Here is an 18,188-nt window from a genome sequence, read left to right on the forward strand (position 1 = left end):
ATCGTGCTTGCCTGCTAGAGGCGATCGCCGCTTCGACCAGAACTGTTTTTGTGCAGTACACATGCCTATAACGAATCTGTCTGACTTTAGATTTCACAAAGTGGAGGAGGCACTCGAGGATCTCAAAGCTGGGCGATCCATTATTGTGGTCGACGACGAGAACCGCGAAAACGAAGGGGACTTGGTTTGTGCAGCCCAATTTGCCACCCCCGATGCAATTAATTTCATGGCCGTTCACGCGCGCGGCCTGATCTGTTTGGCGATGGAAGGCGATCGCCTCGATCGCTTAAAAATTCCCATGATGGTGGAAGAGAACACCGACAGCAACCAGACTGCTTTCACCGTCAGTATCGATGCCGCCCCCCATCTGGGGGTTTCGACGGGCATTTCTGCCAGCGATCGCTCTCGCACCATTCAGGCGGCCATCCAACCCCAAACCAAGCCCGAAGACTTGCGCCGACCGGGCCACATCTTCCCATTGCGGGTGCGGGAAGGGGGCGTGCTCGTGCGGGCCGGACATACGGAGGCCAGTATCGATTTAGCGCGGCTGGCGGGGCTCTATCCCGCTGGGGTGATTTGCGAGATTCAAAACCCCGACGGTTCCATGGCGCGACTGCCGGAGTTGATCGAGTTCAGCCGCGAACGCAACCTCAAAATTATTACCATTGCCGACCTGATTGCCTACCGCCTCTGTCACGAGCGCTTCGTCCGGCGAGAGTCAGTGGCTCAAATGCCGACTGAATTCGGCCAATTCCAGATTTATGCTTACCGCGATACGTTAAATGGCGGCGAGCACGTGGCGATCGTCAAAGGCAACCCCGCTGATTTTCCCCAGTCAGATGTGCTGGTGCGGGTGCATTCCGAGTGTCTGACGGGGGATGCTTTGGGCTCGGTGCGGTGCGACTGTCGCCGCCAACTGCAAACGGCCCTCAAGACAATCGAACATCACGGCCAGGGGGTTGTGGTCTACCTGCGTCAGGAGGGTCGCGGCATTGGCTTGATCAACAAGTTAAAAGCCTATTCCCTCCAGGATATGGGACTCGATACGGTGGAAGCGAACGAGCGTTTGGGGTTTGCCGCCGATCTGCGCAACTACGGCGTTGGAGCCCAAATTCTCAACGACCTGGGGGTTCGCAACATGCGCCTGATCACCAACAATCCCCGTAAAATTGCCGGTCTGAAAGGCTTTGGGCTGGAGGTGGTCGATCGCGTTCCCCTGATTGTGGAAGCGAATGATTTCAGCGCCCGCTACCTTGCCACCAAAGCGGAAAAACTGGGGCACCTGCTATTGCGCACGCGACTCTTGAGCGTTGCGCTCTATCCCCAATCGGAGGAGCAACAGTGGTCCAGTCGCGAGCGAGCGGAATGGGTAGACCATCTCAACCACCTGACCGAATCGAGTCCCCTCCTCGTTCAGGCCGATCCCCGCCCGATCGCCAGCGCCATGTTTTCGGGCGCGAGCTTAGTGGCCCACGTCGGGCTTGCAGAAGCCCTCCCCGCCGCCCAGTGGTACGTCGCCAGTTCCGATCCGCAGTTGGTAGACTATCGCAAGGCGCTGATTCAGTTACTGGTGCAGTTGAGCCAGCATCCGCAGTTGCGGGCGATCGCCTGGATGGTGTCCGCCGGTCGCGATCCGCTGGCCAACCTGCAGGAGGATTGGCCGGAACAGCACTACGATTGCGATCGCTTGTCGGCCTTAGAAATGGAAGAGGCGATCGATTGGCGCGAACGCACCGTTTACCGCTTGAAAACTCGCTCGGCAACCGCCACGAGCCCCGTTTCGGCCTAGGTGCAAAGTAGCTCGATTCGAGTCAGCATCGAGTCGCCACCAGAACCCCTCGGTCGCCCTCCTGCCCAGCTACACTAGGAACTGTCATCCGCCTGCCCGCTCGGATGAACGGCAAAAATCGAGCTAAGCTATGAGCACGAGCTTGTAAAGCCGTACCCTGACACAGCCTCCCCCAGCCCCGTGCTGTTTCGATATTGCCATGCTGAGAATTGTTACCCAACGCACTGAAGCAGAGGCCGAGCTGAAGCGTATTTGCGATCGCACGCAATCCGACCGGCAGGTGCATCGGGAAGCGACTGTCCGCGAGATTATTCAGACCGTCCGCCGCCAGGGAGATACCGCCCTGCTCAACTACACTGCCGAGTTTGACCGGGTGGACCTGTCTCCGACCGAACTCAAAGTCTCGGGGGCGGAGTTAGAAGCGGCCTATCAAACCGTGTCGCCCCAGTTGCTCGCTGCCATTCAGATGGCCAAACAGCGGATTGAAGCTTTTCACCGCCAGCGGGTACCCAAAGGCTGGGTCAGCTTCTCCGAGCCCGATATTGTCTTGGGCAAACGCTATACTCCCGTCGATCGCGCTGGTCTTTACGTCCCCGGCGGTAGTGCTGCCTACCCCAGTACAGTGCTGATGAATGCGATTCCCGCCATGGTGGCCGGGGTGCGCGAAATTGTTATGGCGACCCCGCCGGGATCGGACAGCCAAGCGGGGGACAACAGCCAAGCAGGGGATAACGGGCGCAGGGGGTCGGGTATTAGTCCGGCAGTGTTGGTTGCAGCCCAAGAGACCGGTATTGAAAAGATTTATCGGGTGGGGGGGGCACAGGCGATCGCGGCGATGGCCTACGGTACTGAAAGCATCCCGAAAGTCGATGTTATCTCCGGTCCCGGCAATGTCTACGTCATGCTGGCGAAAAAGCAGGTGTACGGTACCGTCGGGATTGACTCGCTGGCTGGCCCGAGCGAAGTGCTGGTGATTGCGGACGAAACCGCCAATCCAGTCTATTTAGCTGCCGATCTGCTGGCTCAGGCAGAGCACGATCCGCTCGCGGCTGCCATCCTGCTCACCACCGACTACGGTCAAGCCAAACAGGTGACAATCGAGGTGGACAAGCAACTGGAGGGACACCCCCGCCGCACGCTGACGGAAAAGGCGATCGCCCATTACGGACTGATTGTCGTGGTCGAAAACCTCGATGTCGCAGTGGCACTGTCCAATTTGTTTGCCCCCGAGCACCTCGAACTAGAGGTGGCCAATCCTTGGGAGGTGGTGGAGGGCGTTCGCCATGCCGGGGCGATCTTTATGGGCCACAATACCCCCGAAGCGGTGGGGGACTATATCGCCGGTCCCAACCACACCTTGCCCACCTGCGGCGCAGCCCGATATGCTTCCGCCTTAGGGGTGGAAACGTTTATGAAGCATTCCAGTCTGATCGAGTATAGTGCTGAGGCCCTGCAAGAGGTCTCTGGAGCGATCGCCGCTTTAACCGAAGCAGAGGGACTGCCTTCCCACGGAGCCTCCGTGCGGTTGCGGCTGTCAGGAGATTCACGTCATTAGGGGAAGTACAACAGCCATGCTCGGTCATCGGTGGGGGATTGCGATCGGTTTGTCGCTGGGCGTTCTGGGGGCACTGGCGTCTAGTGGCCATGCGGCTCCTGCCAGTGCAATACCCATCCCCCGACTGTGGCTGCAGGATTTAGCCAATCAATCGTGGCAGCAGAATTGTCGCATGGTGGGGCTGTTGCGCAGTCAACCGGTGACCTCTGCCGATCGCCAGTGGGAGGTCTACAGCCGTCTGACCTATGACGTTACGCCCGTGGGCCGTCGCCAATTGCGCAGCGTCCTGTTTGCCCGCGATACCGAGACCGGCCAACTGGAGGCGATTTACACGCCCCCGTCTACATTTGCCGATCGCAAGGGGCTCAACTCCGATTTCGTGCTGCTATTACCCGTCGAGTGGCAAGCGGAGAGCGTGTTGGCGCGGGAGTTTTCGGGCTTGTTCCGCTCCAATGCCATTCTCAATCGAGCGGTCCTGTGGTCCCCCAATGGGGGCGAAAAGGCGGGGGTATTGGAGGTGCGATCGCCCGATCCCATGCCTGCCGTGACGGTTCTGTTGGGCTGGGACGAACGGTCTGCCGATCGCGTCTTATTTGCCGTCAGCGATTTTCTCAGCTTGCCTGAAGTGGTCAGCGTCAGTGCCAGCGCCACTGACGCAATCGCCGATGTTCCCGCCCCCGACTGGCTAGATATCTCCGCCAGCGTCAACCTCGAAGCACCGGTCACCAACGCCGAGGCCCAGGCAGAATTAGACAGTTGGGAATCCGCTTGGCCTGCCATTACCGGCCAGCTTTGCGCTCCTGCTTTGCCTTCTTGAGACCCACCTTTTCGGGCGCGATCTCCCAATGCCCAAGCTTTACGGCGGTGAAATTTAGAGGGCGATCGCTTAGGAAACCGCGACAGACAGCAAGACTAAACCACCCACGAGAACCGTAGCGATCGCTGCTGTGACGGCGTACTGAATTTTTTGTTGTTTGTTAGGAGGCTCGGCAACGCGATCTTTGGTTTCCGTCGGGAAATTGTTCATGATCCCGCGTTCGTCAGATGTGTAGGGCATCAGCAGTTCCAGTTGTTTAGTTAGTAACTATAAATCATCTCCCGCGATACTTGTCGATCTCGAGGGCAGTGGTGGCGATCGCCAAACGACCGAGGCATTATGTTAAGCAGTTTTGCGCAAACATAAAGTTTCTTAAAGCCCGCAGCGGATTTAGCCGTGCCTGTGGGGACGATCGGAGGCATGCCCCAAACGCCCCTACAATAGAGTGGTTTTACCTCGCTGCGGCTGTCGGAGCGAGGGTTGAGCCTGCAAAAACGGGTCCAGCCCTGGGCCAGCAAAACGATTGGGAGATATCCATGCCGCGCCGCAACGACCTGCAGAAAATTCTGTTGATTGGGGCTGGTCCGATTGTGATTGGTCAGGCGTGCGAGTTCGATTATTCCGGCACCCAAGCCTGTAAGGCGCTGCGGGAAGAAGGCTACGAAGTGGTGTTAGTTAACTCCAACCCCGCCACCATCATGACCGACCCCGCCACAGCGGAGCGCACCTATATCGAGCCGGTCACCCCAGACTTTGTCGAGCGAATTATCGAATGGGAGCGCCCGGATGCCATCCTGCCGACAATGGGCGGCCAGACCGCCCTCAATGTGGCCGTGGCTCTGGCAGAAACAGGGGTATTGGAAAGGTACGGCGTCGAGTGTATTGGAGCCAAGCTCGAGGCCATTCTGAAGGCGGAAGATCGCGAGTTGTTCAAACAAGCGATGCAGAAAATCGGTTTGTCAGTGCCTCAGTCGGGCTTGGCTACCACGCTCGAAGAGGCTCGGGCGATCGCCAAACAGATCGGCTTTCCTTTAATTATTCGCCCTGCCTTTACACTGGGCGGCACTGGGGGCGGTGTAGCCTACAACCAAGAAGAATTTGAAGCCATCTGTGCCAACGGTTTAGACGCCAGTCCCGTCTGCCAAATTTTGGTGGAGGAATCCATCATTGGGTGGAAAGAATTCGAGCTGGAGGTGATGCGGGATCTAGCCGATAACGCGGTCATCATTTGTTCGATTGAGAATATCGACCCGATGGGGGTTCACACGGGCGATTCGGTCACGGTGGCCCCCGCTCAAACTCTGACGGATAAGGAATACCAACGGCTGCGAGACTATTCCCTTGCCATCATGCGGGAAATCGGGGTGGAAACCGGTGGCTCGAACGTGCAATTCGCAGTCAATCCCGATAATGGCGAGGTACGGGTCATTGAGATGAACCCGCGCGTCTCCCGCTCTTCTGCACTGGCTTCTAAAGCGACGGGCTTTCCGATCGCCAAATTCGCGGCCAAACTCGCCGTCGGCTATACGCTGCCGGAAATTAGCAACGACATCACCCAAAAAACCCCCGCCAGCTTCGAGCCTGCCATCGACTACGTAGTGGTCAAAGCGCCCCGCTTTGCCTTCGAGAAATTCCCCGGTTCCGAGGCAGTCCTCACCACCCAGATGAAGTCGGTGGGGGAAGCGATGGCGATCGGGCGAACCTTCCAAGAAGCATTGCAGAAGGCTTTGCGATCGCTCGAAATCGGTCGCTACGGATTTGGAGCCGATCGCCCCGAAGTGTTGCCCTCCATTGAAGACATCCGTCGCTGCTTGCGGGTACCCAATCCCGCTCGGCTGTTGATGATTCGGACTGCCTTTCTAGCCGGACTGACGGCGACAGAGATTCACAAGCTCAGCCAAATCGATGCCTGGTTTATCGACAAGATGCAGGAATTGGTGGAAACGGAGCTGTGGATTCAGGGGCAGGACTTGCAGACTCTCGCTGCCGAGGACTGGCGGCGTCTGAAGCAATTGGGCTTTAGCGATCGCCAACTGGCTGCCCTCGCCGCCTCGACAGAAGCTGAAGTACGCACGACCCGCCAAGCTCGAGGCATCATCCCCGTTTACAAAACCGTCGATACCTGTGCCGCTGAATTCGAGGCGTTTACCCCCTACCAATATTCCACCTACGAAAGCGAAACCGAAATCTTCCCCTCCGATACCCCCAAAGTGATGATTTTGGGGGGCGGTCCCAACCGGATTGGCCAGGGCATCGAGTTCGATTACTGCTGCTGTCACGCCTCCTATGCCATGCAGGATTCGGGCTACGAATCGATTATGGTCAACTCCAACCCCGAAACTGTTTCGACTGACTACGACAGCTCCGATCGCCTTTACTTCGAGCCCCTCACCCACGAGGACGTGCTCAACTTGGTCGAAGCCGAACGGCCTGTGGGCATCATTGTCCAATTTGGCGGTCAAACCCCGCTCAATTTGGCCCAAGGGCTAGCGGCAGCCAACGCCCCCATTTGGGGCACCTCGCCGGATGCGATCGATATTGCCGAAGACCGAGAGCGATTTGAATCAATTCTGCGGGATCTCGACATCCTGCAACCGGCCAACGGGATTGCCCGATCGTATGCAGAGGCGTTGGCGATCGCCCAGCGGGTGGGCTATCCCGTCGTGGTTCGTCCCAGTTACGTCTTGGGGGGACGGGCAATGGAAATTGTCTATTCGGATGCGGACCTGAAACGTTACATCGAAGCAGCGGTGGAAGTGGACCCCGATCGCCCCATTCTGGTGGATAAGTTTCTAGAAAATGCGGTGGAAGTGGATGTGGATGCGATCGCCGATCGCACGGGGGCGGTCACCATTGGCGGCATTATGGAGCATATCGAGCAGGCGGGCATCCATTCTGGCGACTCTGCCTGCGTCTTACCCACCCGCACCTTGAGTGAGGCCGTGCTGGCCACCATCCGCACCTGGACTTGCCAATTGGCCCAAAAGCTGGGGGTGGTAGGTTTAATGAACGTTCAGTATGCCGTTAAAGACGAGCAAGTGTATGTGTTAGAGGCCAATCCTCGCGCATCGCGGACGATCCCGTTTGTGAGTAAGGCGATCGGGGTGCCGCTAGCTCGCTATGCAGCTTTAGTGATGAGCGGCAAGACTTTAGAGGAGATTGGTTTTACCCAAGAGGTCATCCCCGCTCATATCTCGGTCAAAGAGGCTGTGTTGCCGTTCAATAAATTCCCCGGTACTGACACGCTCCTCGGCCCCGAAATGCGATCGACGGGTGAAGTCATGGGCATCGATACTGACTTCGGGAGGGCGTTTGCCAAGGCACAAATTGCTGCCGGACTGCAGTTGCCCCTCTCTGGAACCGTGTTTGTCACCGTGAGCGATCGCGATAAAGAGGCGGTTGTCGAGATTGCCCGAGACTTCCACGCATTAGGGTTCAAACTGATCTCGACAGAAGGCACACAAAGAATTCTGAGCGATCGCGGCCTTCCCGTCCAGAAAATTCAAAAGTTGCACGAAGGCCGCCCTCACGTCGTAGATGCCATCAAAAACCGCGAAGTGGACCTGATTGTGAACACGCCTTCTGGCGGCGAAGCCCAACAGGATGGTCGCAAAATTCGCCGCAGCGCTCTACTCTACAAAATTCCCCTCATCACGACTCTGGCAGGCGCTCGCGCCACTGCCGCTGCCATCCGCTCCCTCCAAGCCGGTCAACTGGATGTCAAACCCATTCAGGAATATCACCATCACTGAGCCGAGTGCAATGCCTGAAAACTCCAGATCTCAATTTGGATGGGGTTTAGAGCATTTTCCAGGTTAGTGGTATACCCTCTGTACCGAAGGAGATTGGAGATTCTAGGTTTGAAAATTAGAGCGTACGTTGTCCACCTGAAAATTGCTCTAGTTCAACTCAACTGAGAAACTCATGAATCGTTTGCCGAAGCCGATCGCCATCCAGTAAGCGAGATGCAGCTTCTCGAATTTCGGCTCGATAGTTGGGATTTTGCCGATAGTCTTCTAAAGCAGTTTGCGTTTTCTCCAAGAGTGACTTTGGGCTACTGACCTGGCAAACGTATACCCCCGGCAATGCCATAATCTCCTGGGGAATGAGGTTTGAATCGGAGATGACGACACTGGTTCCTGCAAGTAGTGCTTCCACTAAATTGGTATAACCTGCTGGATCTTTAATGTCTGGCAGGAGAGGAATCCAAACCACGAGGGTTTGATTCAAAAGAGTCACCAGCGATTGGTGAGTATCGACATCGAGAAATGTCAGAGATTCTGAACTATCATCTGGGTTGAGGCGTAACCATTTAGCCGAGATTTGGGTGGTGGCAATTCTACTTTTCTCTATTTCCGTTTGTGCTAGAGCTTGCACAATCACATCGGAATCTCTTAACGATCGCCCCATAACCAATACATCATATTTAGACTCTTTCACTGGTCTAAAGTAGTAATCTGGATCGGCTCCTAAGAGCTTAAATTCGCTCATGGACTCCAAGCCAATTTGAGAGACTTTGGCGAAAGCATCTTCCGTCAGGCACAAGAGGCGATCGCACAGTTTAAATTCGCGTGGATATTGCTCTATGCTGTGAGAGGTCCACACCCACGTCATGATTTTAGCTTTGGGAAATAAGGTTTTGATCGCAGGTATTGCCAACATTAGGTCTGGACTGCTGATCAAATAGATGATGCGATCGCCTTTCAATAACCGTACGAATACAGACAGTACAATCTGCAGATCGACACCTTTAAGCAAATATCTCAGTTTGATGGAATAACGATCTCGCTTTCCCGTCAGAACTAAATCATCTTTTTTAGGCTTATATCCCCAGTAGTGGAAAGGACTGATTGTTTTGTCTTCACTAATGCCTCGCTCGTTCGCCAGCGATGAATTGATGTAGATGATTCCCATTTAGGTTAGTTTCTCCCGCCTACAGACTGGACAGAAAAGGGATAGGTGCTTGTTTTAGAGCGAGAACGAAGACACTAGGACTGCTGTCCTGCCTCCAAATCGGGGTAGGCGCGCTCCCCGCGAGCGATGAGGATATACGCCATGTCTAGGAAGCCCAGGAGCCTGACAATTTCGGCCTGCCATCCTACCGCTTTATATTTCAGCAGGCCGGGTAAAAGTTCTTTGAGCAGAGCCCGCCCGCAGCATTTCAAATAGTGGCGAGGGTTGAGGCGCTGGCGTTCTTCAGGGTGGAGGGCGAGGTAAATCAAGATGGATTCTTTGTAGCGCAGATGGGCTTTCCAGCCCCCCGATGGCCGCCAGGGATGGCAGACAGAGGCGGCTTCCACAAAGGCGATCGATTCCTGCCGTTGGCGCAATCTCCAGTGCAGGTCTATATCTTCTGCCGCCGCATAGGGGAAACGGGTATTGAAGCCGGAAAGTTCTTCGAACAGCGATCGCTCGATCGCAAAATTGCAAGACCAGAGATTTCCCCCCGTTTCGTTGACGGGCGATTCTTCGTCCAGACTGCGGCGGGGGCGAGGGGCGTAGGTTTTGCCTTCCAGCACTCGATATAGCTTGGTGGAGCCAGCCTCGCGGTTGCGGGCAATTTGGCTGGCGTATGCCTCCAGCCAGCCGGGGTCTGGCAAGCAATCATCGTCGGTAAACACTAACCATTGGCCGCTCGCACGGGCGGCACCGTTATTGCGATTGGCTGCAGGCCCCCGTTGCGGTGCCGCATACCACTTTGCCCAGGGATAGCGCTCTCGGATGGCGGCTTCTGCTGTAATCTCGCGACCGTCATCAGTGACGATGACCTCGTAGCGATCGCTGGGGAGAGTTTGAGCTCCAGGGGCCAAACAGTCCAAACAGGTCGCAAGGGTTTCGATCCGTTGGTAAGTGGGGACGACAACCGAGAAGAGAAGCTGGCTCATGATTCTGTCGGGATGGCAAAAAGGTGTGAGAAAGGCTACCGAACGAGGGTTTGAAGAGACTGGATCGGACTCGTTAAGCGATCTCCCAATCCTCTCCATAATCGATGCGGACTCGCGGCCGGGGATGGCCGATGCCATAGGCTGCTAACCTGGAGGGCATTGTCGGGAATTCTAGTCATGCGTATATAGTACTACCATCCATCGAGACACAATCAATACACAAAAAAGACGGTAGACTGCTCGAAAGGGGATTGCCTCCCTTCGGTTTAACCAATTGGCTGTCGAGTTTTGCTCGAAAGTATAGCGATCGCCCCTAGATTCATCGCGCACCGCGAACCGTTTGAGAGAGGAAATATGGTAGCGACAGAAAGCCCGGTAGAGTCAGAGATGCCACGGGTGCGGGGTAGAGCGCGCGTGGTATTTAACTGGCTGCCAGCAAAGGTGGATCGACTGTTGGATGCTGGATGTGCGTTTGGCGATACGACAGCGGCCTTTGCTCGGAAGTGCAACTATGCCTGCGGCTTCGATCTGATGGCTGAAGATGTCGAGAAAGCTAAGCAAAACTATCCCAACCTAGAGTTTTTTCAAGGCAATTTAGAGCACGCGCCTTTCGACTCTGCCAGTTTTGATGTGGTGGTGTTTTCGGATGTGATCGAACACGTCTATGACGAAGTTGCCTGTTTGAATGAGTTGTATCGAGTGTTAAAGCCGGGTGGATTGTTGATTTTGACAACACCCCATCGGGGCATGTTCGGTTTTATGGACCCACTCAACTCCGGTCGGGCGCTCTCCTATGTCGGCAAGAAATACTTCTCGCCAATCTATCGCTCGCTCTATCGCCTGAGAAAAGGACATCCCGCTCCCACAGACAAGCCTCAAAATCCATTTGCCAACGATCGCGAGATGCACAGGCATTATTCTCTGGCGGATTTACAGCAGTTGCTCGATCGCAGTAGTTTCGGCCATCACTACGAGATTGAAGAGGTCAGCCGTTGGGGATTAGTCCTGGAGCCTCTTGTCTTTAGTCTCGAATATTATGCCGATTTGTTTGGTTTGCCTGAGGGATTGCAAAGGATTGTTCGCCCGCTGGGTGCTCTGGTGGATTTAGAACAGCGCATCCGCTTTGGGACTGCGGCCTATAATATTGGCCTTAAAATCCGTAAATCAAACCATTAAACCTCAACCATGTTGAAGCCTAGAGTTTTCAGGCATTGCATTCGGCCCCCTAAATCCCCCATTCTGGGGGACTTGAGTGCAGTGCCAGTTGGAATTGGGAGACTGGGAAGGCGATCGGCGATCGCGGCGATCGACAGTTGTAGAACGAAGTCAATAGCCTCGCGGAAGTCCCCCACTGGTGGGGGATTTAGGGGGCGAATGCAGCGATCGACAGCGCTAGTGAGAGGGACGAACATGTATCTCATCAAAACTGCGAGTTTTCGAACTAGACTCAGTTTAAATTGCTGTCAAAGACTCGATCGCCCTAAACATAATTGAGAATCATCATCCGAAAATCTTATGATTCTTCTATCTATAAATTCTCGATCTGAGTCCGACAGCTAGTATCTAAAAACAGCATATTTCGAGGTAGAAGCGATGGCCGATCGCAAGCAAAAACTATTGTTTATTCCGACAGATAATATTAGTTTGCGTATCTCGCGCTCCTACTATTTAGCAAAAGGTCTGGCCGATCGCTTCGAGCTATTCTTTGTGGATTGGAACGATGTGATGGATGCGATTTGGGCTGGGGGGCGCGGCTCGGCTTGGAACTCTTTAGCTTGCTTCACTGGGTCTTTGGCGAGACCGCTTTCTATCCGCTACGACGAGCGGGATGGTTTTTCTCGGGCGATCGGACCAGTGGCGCAGACAGCATTTATTCGCAAATTTGTCGGGGATTATTATGCCTATCAGTTCATGCGTTGGGTGAACCGCAAGACGTTGAAGCGGTTTTTACAAACGATCGATCCCGATATTGTTTTTTTTGCCGATGGCTTTTTCCTGTTTCCCTGGGTGCCCATGCGGGCTCGGGCGATCGCCGACATGCAGGATGACTTTGACGAAACCCGCCCCCGTATCTCAGCCTCAGAAATTCGCTATCAAACCGAAAACTACTCCCATACCTTCCGCAACTATGCGGTCAGCCAACCCACCGCCGATCGCCTGGGAGCCCTATATTCAACTCAGTTTCAGGCCCTGCCCAACGGTGCAGACTTTGCCACGATTCGCGGCGTGACGCCAGAGCAAATTCAGCAGTTGCGCACCCAGTTGGAGCTCGCGGGCAAAACAGTGGTGACGTTCATCGGCACCAACGCCAAATATGATGGGGATTTCTTGCGGGAATTGGCCTTAGCCTGCGATCGCCAATTGCCCCAGATACACTTTGTTATTGTGGGCAATGTGCCCAGCAAATCGCTGCCCAATGTGACCTTCGCGGGCGCAAAACCCCCTGCCGAAACCGCCCTCTACTATCGTCTGAGCGATATCGGAATTATCTTGACCGACACTCGCCAAAGTAAGTTTTTATATCATTCAGTCCCCCTCAAGATGATTCAGTACGCCGCCGCTCGCAAACCGGCGGTCAGTTATCCGGTAGCTTGGGCGGAAGACCTACCGGTGCGAAATCTCGCCATTGTGGAACGGCCCGATACAGAGGTGTGGGTGCAGGCGTTGCAGCAGCTCCAGCAGTTCGAATGGGGAGAGGCAGAGGAGCAATATTGGCAACAGTACGATTGGGCGGTCATTTGCGATCGGCTGGCGGACGAGATTTCCGCAGGTTTGTAAGCGATTGGAGACGTTTTGCGGAGGAGAATCTTGACAAATCAATATAGAGTCTCTGACCCTTACTCCCCTCTCCCTGGGGTGAGGGTCCGGGGGAGAGGGTCCGGGGGAGAGGGTCCGGGGGTGAGGGCGGTTCGGCGGCGCTAATTCACGCTAGGTAGAAAGAGGGCGATCGCTGCCGCTCGCTCGACTGGCGCGGCGGCGGGATTGCCACAATTGGTAGTGGGGGGTCAGCAGGCTAATGGGAACCCCCATCCAGTCTCGATCCTTCAAATCCCGACGAGCCAGGATCTTGACAGAATAGTAGACGAGCTTGAGATAGTCGTGCCAAGAGAGACCGCGATCGCGATATTCCGCTTTCCAGCGCCAGTAGCGTTCCAGCACTTGCGGCAGCGTGTTAGAGACGGTGGAAACAACAGTCAATTGGGGATCGCAAACGGTATCGAACCCCGCCGCCAAGAGGCGATTGCCCAAATTCGCATCCTCCCCCCGCCGCAAGCGAGCATCGTAGTTCCCTATTTCCATCACGGTCGAGCGCCGCACGATCGCCCCGTAGGTATTCAGGCCCGCCCGATGGCGCGGGGGTGCGTGCAATCGGTCCACGAGAAATAAATGCCGATTTCGCCAGCGATCGATCGCGGAGTGGGTGGGGGCGGGGGCAAATCGTCCGAAGACCGCAGCTAGGCGATCGTCGTCAAACCAGTGCAGGCCGCGCCGGATAAATTCGGGATGCAGTCGGTTCGTGGCGTCGCAGCACAGCACGAGATCGGTTGTCAGGCTTTGCATCGCTCGGTGGCGGGCGGCTCCACGGCCTAAATTGCGCTCGTGGGAGACCACCTGGACGCCACAATCTCTCGCCACCTCGACGGAACCGTCAGTAGACCCGTCATCTACCACCAACACCTGCTCTACTGCATGGGTTTGCTGGAGAATACTGGCGATCGCCTCCCCCAAACTAGCCGCGTTGTTGTAGCAGGGGATATAAGCACTGATGCTGAGAGACATGGATATTCTTTGCTCTCGAAAAGAATAACATTACACAACTCGATCGGCGGTTGCCCTCCCCCTATCAGCAAAACGTTTGGGGGATGGCAACCCCTCCGAGCAGTTAGCCCTTAGACTGGGAGTCTGCCTACCGGATTCACGTCAATGTCCCCTGCCCCTCCCCGTCGCAACTCCAACCGCCGCGACGATTCCAAAGGAAAGCCCAAACTCCGTCGTTCGGGGCCTCGCCGCGATCGCCGCGAGGGCTCAGATCGCCGACAAGATGCCCCTTACCCTCACCGCGATCGCAGGGAGGATCGGCACGCTGCTGCTCCACCGAATGCGGATTATTCTAACGGGGCGGAAGCTGACGAATCTCCCGATACGATCTTCGGTCGCCATGCCGTCTTAGCCGCGCTGGAAGAAAAACGCACCCTCAACCGCATTTGGGTCACGCCGCAGGTGCGCTACAACGCGAAATTTCATTCCCTGCTCGACGCCGCCAAAGCTCGCGGGGCCGTTATTGACGAAGTTGACTCCCACCGCCTCAATTCCATCGCCAATGGGGGCAGACACCAGGGTATCGTTGCCCAAGCCGCTCCATACGCCTACACCGATCTCGACGAACTCATTGCCAACGCCTTGAAGGCCAGTTCCGAGCCCTTGATTGTGGTGGCCGACGGCATTCAAGATCCCCACAACCTCGGGGCGATCGCCCGTACCGCTGAAGCGATGGGCGGCCAAGGCTTGATCGTGCCCCAGCGGCGGGCAGTGGGGGTCACCTCCACCGTCACAAAAGTGGCTGCTGGCGCTCTAGAATCTCTGGCAATTGCCCGTGTCGTCAATCTCACCGCTGCTTTAGAGCAACTCAAAGCTGCCGGATTTTGGATTTATGGCGCGATCTCCACGGGCGAGCAGGACTTATATAACACCACATTTAGTGGTCCGATCGCGATCGCCATCGGTTCGGAAGGCAAGGGGTTGGGGTTGCGGGTGCAGCAAGCCTGCGATGTTTTGGTCTCGATTCCGCTCGCGGGCAAGACAGAAAGCTTGAACGCTTCGGTGGCAACGGGGGCAATCTTGTCTGAAATTAGCCGCCAACGGCGGCAAAAAACATTAGAATTGCGAATGTAGACAAATGTAGACTATTATTTACATTCCTTGAATTTCGACCAATCGAACTTGGGGATCGAGCCTAAATGCTAAACAACTTGATGACAAATGTCTTGGCTGGAGTTGGTCTGGCCTACTGGTTGGTGGTTAAAACCGAACAGCCCCAATGCACCTACTACTTCGGGCCATTTTTGAGTCCGAAAGAAGCCCGCGAGAAGCAGAAGGGCTATCTTGCCGACCTGGAGGCTGAAGGAGCTGAGGGGATTACCACCGAAGTGACACAATGCCGCCCCCCCCAGCATCTCACTGTCGAAGCAGCATAGGTGGAGCAGCAAACAGAATATCCCTAGTTGAAATTGCAATTGAAGCAAACTGCGAACTGACCGAGGCTGACGGCATGAGCCAGACTTATTCTGTGACTGTTCATTATGAAGGCAAAACTGAAGTAATTTCGGTGCCTGAAGACTGCACAATTCTGGCGGCAGCGGAAGAGGCTGGACTGCAGTTGCCCTCCTCTTGTTATGCGGGGGTTTGCACCACTTGCTCGGTCAAAGTTCTATCGGGGGAAATCGACCAGTCGCAGGGGGCAGGGATTAGCTCGGAGGTGCAGGCACAGGGATACTCTCTGATCTGCATTGGCTACCCCAAGTCCGATGTCGAGCTCGAAGCCGGAAAAGAAGACGAAGTGTACGAACTTCAGTTTGGTGTGTAGTGAGGCTGAAGTTTCTCAATCTGGAACTGCCGCTGAGTGCGATCGCCCTGCCGGCTGACGCGCCAGCGGCGGTTCTATCTGCGGTGCGATCTCAGTATTCCAGCGCTGAACTTCTCCGTTGGGCCGTGACCCGTGCCGATCGGGCCCAGGGCTGTGCGCAAGTGGAAGTCGTAGCCAGTTTGCCCGACTCCTGACTCGTGAGGGGAATCTCCACCATGCTGCAGTCCCCTTATACCGCGCTGCTGCTAGTGCCCACGGGCATTGGTGCTGCTGTCGGTGGGTTTGCCGGGGATGCGCTGCCGGTGGCGCGATCGCTCGCAGCAGCAGTGGATCGACTCATCGCCCATCCCAATGTGTTGAATGGGGCCTCGTTGTTTTGGCCGATTGCCAACGCTCTGTATGTGGAGGGGCTGGGGATCGATCGGGCTTGTGCCGGAGAGTGGAACCTACGACCCGTGCGTCAAAATCGTGTGGGAATGGTGTTTGATGCAGCCATTGAACCGGACTTGCTACAGCGACACCACCATGCCATACAAGCTGCTCGGGCCACATTGGGCCTGAATATTGTCGTGGGAGTGACGACTGCCGAGCCGTTGGGGGTGCAAATTACTGAGGCACCGTCCGGGGCTAGCTGCGGTACGTTGGCTCGGCCTCGGGCGTTATTAGATGGGGCGCAAAGAGCCCTACAGATGGGGGCAGAGGCGATCGCGATTGTGGCCCGCTTCCCGGACGACTTAGATTTTACGGATTACAGTCGGGGGATCGGGGTCGATCCTCTAGCGGGTGTGGAGGCGATTTTGAGCCATTTAGTCGTGCGGGAGTTCGGCTGTCCCTGCGCCCACGCTCCGGCATTGCGGTTGGAAGATCCCCCCACCGCCGTTCACCCACGAGCGGCAGCGGAAGAAATTGGCTTTACGTTTTTGCCCTCTGTGTTGGCGGGCTTGAGCTACGCGCCGCAGTTTGTGCCGTCTGCCGAGTTGCCACAGTTAGGAGATATTTCGGCGGGGGCAATAGATGTGGCGATCGCCCCTGCTACGGCCTTCGGCAGCCCTGCCCTGCTCCATCTCGCCGCCAGGGAGCGCCCCCCCTTATTTGTGGCTGTCAGCGAAAATACTTCCGTGATGGAGGTGCTGCCGCAAGATCTGGGCATTGCTGCGATTGAGGTGGACTCTTATCTGGAGGCGATCGGTCTCGTCACCGCCCATCGGGCGGGTGTAGCTCTGAAGTCGGTATTACCCGAGATTTAACCGGCTTTGATGCACTGTTCGATCAGTGCTTGGGTCTCGGTCAGCCCTTTCCAACCCAAGATTTGAGTTTCTTTCTTCTGCAAGCGCTTGTAGGTGGCGAAGAACTCGGAAACTTCGTCTAGGCGGTGTTGGGCGATATCTGCCAGAGTTTTGACATCGGCATAGCGGGGATCTTCGGCGGGAACGCAGAAGATTTTTTCGTCGCGATCGCCTGCGTCGATCATTTCCAACATGCCAATGGGGCGAGCGGCGATGACGCAACCGGGGAAGGTGGGTTCGTCCATGATCACCATGCCGTCGAGGGGATCGCCGTCGTCAGCGAGGGTGTTGGGCACGAAGCCGTAGTCGAAAGGATATTGAACGGAGGAGTAGAGGACGCGATCGAGAACCATCGCACCCATGTCTTTGTCAAATTCGTATTTGTTCTTACTGCCCGCCGGAATTTCAATCAAGACGTTGAGTAGGCCGGGTTCTGGTTGAGGGGGAATGCGAGACAGGTCGATCACAGTTGCTACCTCTGTTGGGTCGAAATCGGTTGGCTTGGAATCAGTGGGCTCTCAAGCCAAGCCTCATTATGGGGAACGGCGGCACTGCCGTCAAAGGGGGAGATTGTGGGTTGGATTTAAGGGGATTCTGCCCTCCTGTCGCGATCGGTGAAGCGAGATCGAGCCCTCGACGGGATCGTTCGAGGGCTAATGTTGGAGTCTGGGGGGATCGGGTTAGGCAGAGGTAACTCGCGATCGCGCAGCTTGAGGGGTTAGGGGCGGAGTCGGTAGGCGATCGTAGGTATTGGGTTGAGGGAAGGGTTGATTGCGATCTCGGGCGCTCTCAATGAGGAGTTCTAAAACCTCTTGGGCGTTGGCAAGGGCCTCTTCATAGGTGTTGCCGTGGGTGTGGCAGAAGTCACCCCATTCCGGTAGGCTGACGACATAGCAGTCGTCTTCGTCAGACCATTGAATGAGAATCGAATACTGAGATTTCATTCCTCTCTCCGCTGTCGTTCGATCGTTCCAAGTGTGCGAATTGCCTGAGCGATGTCTCTTTCTTGATAGGGCTTAGCATCGCTGCCGTCTTTTCCAGAGAGGATGATGTTTCCTGGCAAGAGGGGATGGGTCCATTTTGTGTGGCTGCCTTTAGCAGGGCGCATTTGGAAGCCTGCTTTGAGTAGTGTTGCTTTTAATTCTCTGATTTTCTTGGGCATTTATCAGAGATTAAAAGAGGGGATTGTTCTATTTAACCAGTCTTTGCCATTAGAAGGGTTCTAGAATGACGGTGCCAGAACTTAGAGCCTACCCTCATGCCACAGCCTAG

At 55.7% G+C, this 18,188-nt stretch carries 19 protein-coding genes; 11 read left to right on the forward strand and 8 right to left on the reverse strand.

All coding sequences use genetic code 11. From position 1 onward, the window contains the following. The first annotated feature begins 61 nt into the window (after positions 1–61). The 3 genes from ribBA to SYN7336_RS24305 all read left to right on the forward strand — a co-directional run bounded on the left by ribBA (position 62) and on the right by SYN7336_RS24305 (position 4,161). A complete protein-coding gene (ribBA, locus tag SYN7336_RS24300) occupies positions 62–1,789 on the forward strand; it encodes a bifunctional 3,4-dihydroxy-2-butanone-4-phosphate synthase/GTP cyclohydrolase II (RefSeq protein WP_071590733.1) in 1,728 nt (575 codons plus the stop codon). Between the two features lie 199 nt (positions 1,790–1,988). Then, positions 1,989–3,344 (forward strand): histidinol dehydrogenase, encoded by a 1,356-nt coding sequence (gene hisD, locus SYN7336_RS03725; RefSeq protein WP_017324579.1) that lies wholly within the window; start codon positions 1,989–1,991, stop codon positions 3,342–3,344. 16 nt (positions 3,345–3,360) lie between these two features. Next, positions 3,361–4,161 (forward strand): hypothetical protein, encoded by an 801-nt coding sequence (locus tag SYN7336_RS24305; protein ID WP_017324580.1) that lies wholly within the window; start codon positions 3,361–3,363, stop codon positions 4,159–4,161. Between the two features lie 69 nt (positions 4,162–4,230). On the opposite strand, the gene psb34 is transcribed toward SYN7336_RS24305, so the two are convergent. Further along, positions 4,231–4,401, reverse strand: coding sequence for a photosystem II assembly protein Psb34 (gene psb34, locus SYN7336_RS30460; protein WP_156820015.1), 171 nt, complete (start codon positions 4,399–4,401; stop codon positions 4,231–4,233). Between the two features lie 296 nt (positions 4,402–4,697). Here psb34 and carB point away from each other — a divergent pair, with 296 nt between their 5' ends. After that, on the forward strand, positions 4,698–7,913 hold the full coding sequence (gene carB, locus SYN7336_RS03740; RefSeq protein WP_017324582.1) for a carbamoyl-phosphate synthase large subunit: 3,216 nt from the start codon (positions 4,698–4,700) through the stop codon (positions 7,911–7,913). Between the two features lie 157 nt (positions 7,914–8,070). Here the strand turns inward: carB and SYN7336_RS03745 are convergent, their stop codons facing one another. Beyond that, on the reverse strand, positions 8,071–9,075 hold the full coding sequence (locus tag SYN7336_RS03745; RefSeq protein ID WP_017324583.1) for a glycosyltransferase: 1,005 nt from the start codon (positions 9,073–9,075) through the stop codon (positions 8,071–8,073). Between the two features lie 74 nt (positions 9,076–9,149). Then, the gene (locus SYN7336_RS24310) at positions 9,150–10,046 is read right to left on the reverse strand and encodes a glycosyltransferase family 2 protein (RefSeq protein ID WP_017324584.1); all 897 of its coding nucleotides are present in this window, start codon (positions 10,044–10,046) and stop codon (positions 9,150–9,152) included. 354 nt (positions 10,047–10,400) lie between these two features. On the opposite strand from SYN7336_RS24310, the gene SYN7336_RS27665 reads away from it, so the two are divergent. Then, positions 10,401–11,222 carry a bifunctional 2-polyprenyl-6-hydroxyphenol methylase/3-demethylubiquinol 3-O-methyltransferase UbiG gene (locus SYN7336_RS27665; RefSeq protein WP_051039738.1) on the forward strand — a complete coding sequence of 274 codons (822 nt, stop codon included), beginning with the start codon at positions 10,401–10,403 and terminating at the stop codon, positions 11,220–11,222. On the opposite strand, the gene SYN7336_RS03760 is transcribed toward SYN7336_RS27665, so the two are convergent. Then, a complete protein-coding gene (locus SYN7336_RS03760) occupies positions 11,219–11,458 on the reverse strand; it encodes a hypothetical protein (RefSeq protein ID WP_156820017.1) in 240 nt (79 codons plus the stop codon). The two genes, SYN7336_RS27665 and SYN7336_RS03760, sit on opposite strands and share 4 nt — an antisense overlap. Before the next feature lie 181 nt (positions 11,459–11,639). Between SYN7336_RS03760 and SYN7336_RS03765 the strand changes: the two genes are divergently transcribed. Next, complete coding sequence (locus tag SYN7336_RS03765) at positions 11,640–12,824, forward strand: glycosyltransferase family 4 protein (RefSeq protein WP_017324587.1); 1,185 nt, start codon at positions 11,640–11,642, stop codon at positions 12,822–12,824. 150 nt (positions 12,825–12,974) lie between these two features. On the opposite strand, the gene SYN7336_RS03770 is transcribed toward SYN7336_RS03765, so the two are convergent. Further along, positions 12,975–13,826, reverse strand: coding sequence for a glycosyltransferase family 2 protein (locus tag SYN7336_RS03770; RefSeq protein ID WP_017324588.1), 852 nt, complete (start codon positions 13,824–13,826; stop codon positions 12,975–12,977). Positions 13,827–13,970: 144 nt separating this feature from the next. Between SYN7336_RS03770 and rlmB the strand changes: the two genes are divergently transcribed. From rlmB to SYN7336_RS03795, 5 genes are all read left to right on the forward strand, one after another. Then, positions 13,971–14,939, forward strand: a complete 969-nt coding sequence (rlmB, locus tag SYN7336_RS03775) for a 23S rRNA (guanosine(2251)-2'-O)-methyltransferase RlmB (RefSeq protein WP_017324589.1) — start codon at positions 13,971–13,973, stop codon at positions 14,937–14,939. Between the two features lie 65 nt (positions 14,940–15,004). Continuing rightward, positions 15,005–15,241, forward strand: coding sequence for a DUF1816 domain-containing protein (locus SYN7336_RS03780; RefSeq protein WP_017324590.1), 237 nt, complete (start codon positions 15,005–15,007; stop codon positions 15,239–15,241). A gap of 74 nt (positions 15,242–15,315) precedes the next feature. Next, positions 15,316–15,630, forward strand: coding sequence for a 2Fe-2S iron-sulfur cluster-binding protein (locus SYN7336_RS03785; RefSeq protein WP_017324591.1), 315 nt, complete (start codon positions 15,316–15,318; stop codon positions 15,628–15,630). Continuing rightward, entirely contained in the window at positions 15,630–15,824 is a 195-nt protein-coding gene (locus SYN7336_RS03790; RefSeq protein WP_017324592.1) for a hypothetical protein, read from the forward strand. Before SYN7336_RS03785 ends, SYN7336_RS03790 begins: the two co-directional genes overlap by 1 nt. Positions 15,825–15,845: 21 nt before the next feature. Further along, positions 15,846–16,877 (forward strand): DUF3326 domain-containing protein, encoded by a 1,032-nt coding sequence (locus tag SYN7336_RS03795; protein ID WP_017324593.1) that lies wholly within the window; start codon positions 15,846–15,848, stop codon positions 16,875–16,877. On the opposite strand, the gene SYN7336_RS03800 is transcribed toward SYN7336_RS03795, so the two are convergent. The 3 genes from SYN7336_RS03800 to SYN7336_RS03810 all read right to left on the reverse strand — a co-directional run bounded on the left by SYN7336_RS03800 (position 16,874) and on the right by SYN7336_RS03810 (position 18,078). Next, complete coding sequence (locus SYN7336_RS03800) at positions 16,874–17,380, reverse strand: inorganic diphosphatase (protein ID WP_026100668.1); 507 nt, start codon at positions 17,378–17,380, stop codon at positions 16,874–16,876. The two genes, SYN7336_RS03795 and SYN7336_RS03800, sit on opposite strands and share 4 nt — an antisense overlap. A gap of 216 nt (positions 17,381–17,596) precedes the next feature. After that, positions 17,597–17,860 (reverse strand): type II toxin-antitoxin system HicB family antitoxin, encoded by a 264-nt coding sequence (locus SYN7336_RS24320; RefSeq protein ID WP_017324595.1) that lies wholly within the window; start codon positions 17,858–17,860, stop codon positions 17,597–17,599. Further along, positions 17,857–18,078 (reverse strand): type II toxin-antitoxin system HicA family toxin, encoded by a 222-nt coding sequence (locus SYN7336_RS03810; RefSeq protein ID WP_017324596.1) that lies wholly within the window; start codon positions 18,076–18,078, stop codon positions 17,857–17,859. The genes SYN7336_RS24320 and SYN7336_RS03810 overlap by 4 nt, the downstream gene beginning before the upstream one ends. Positions 18,079–18,188 lie beyond the last annotated feature (110 nt).

The sequence above is a fragment of the Synechococcus sp. PCC 7336 genome, from assembly GCF_000332275.1.
GTDB lineage: Bacteria > Cyanobacteriota > Cyanobacteriia > Thermostichales > PCC-7336 > PCC-7336.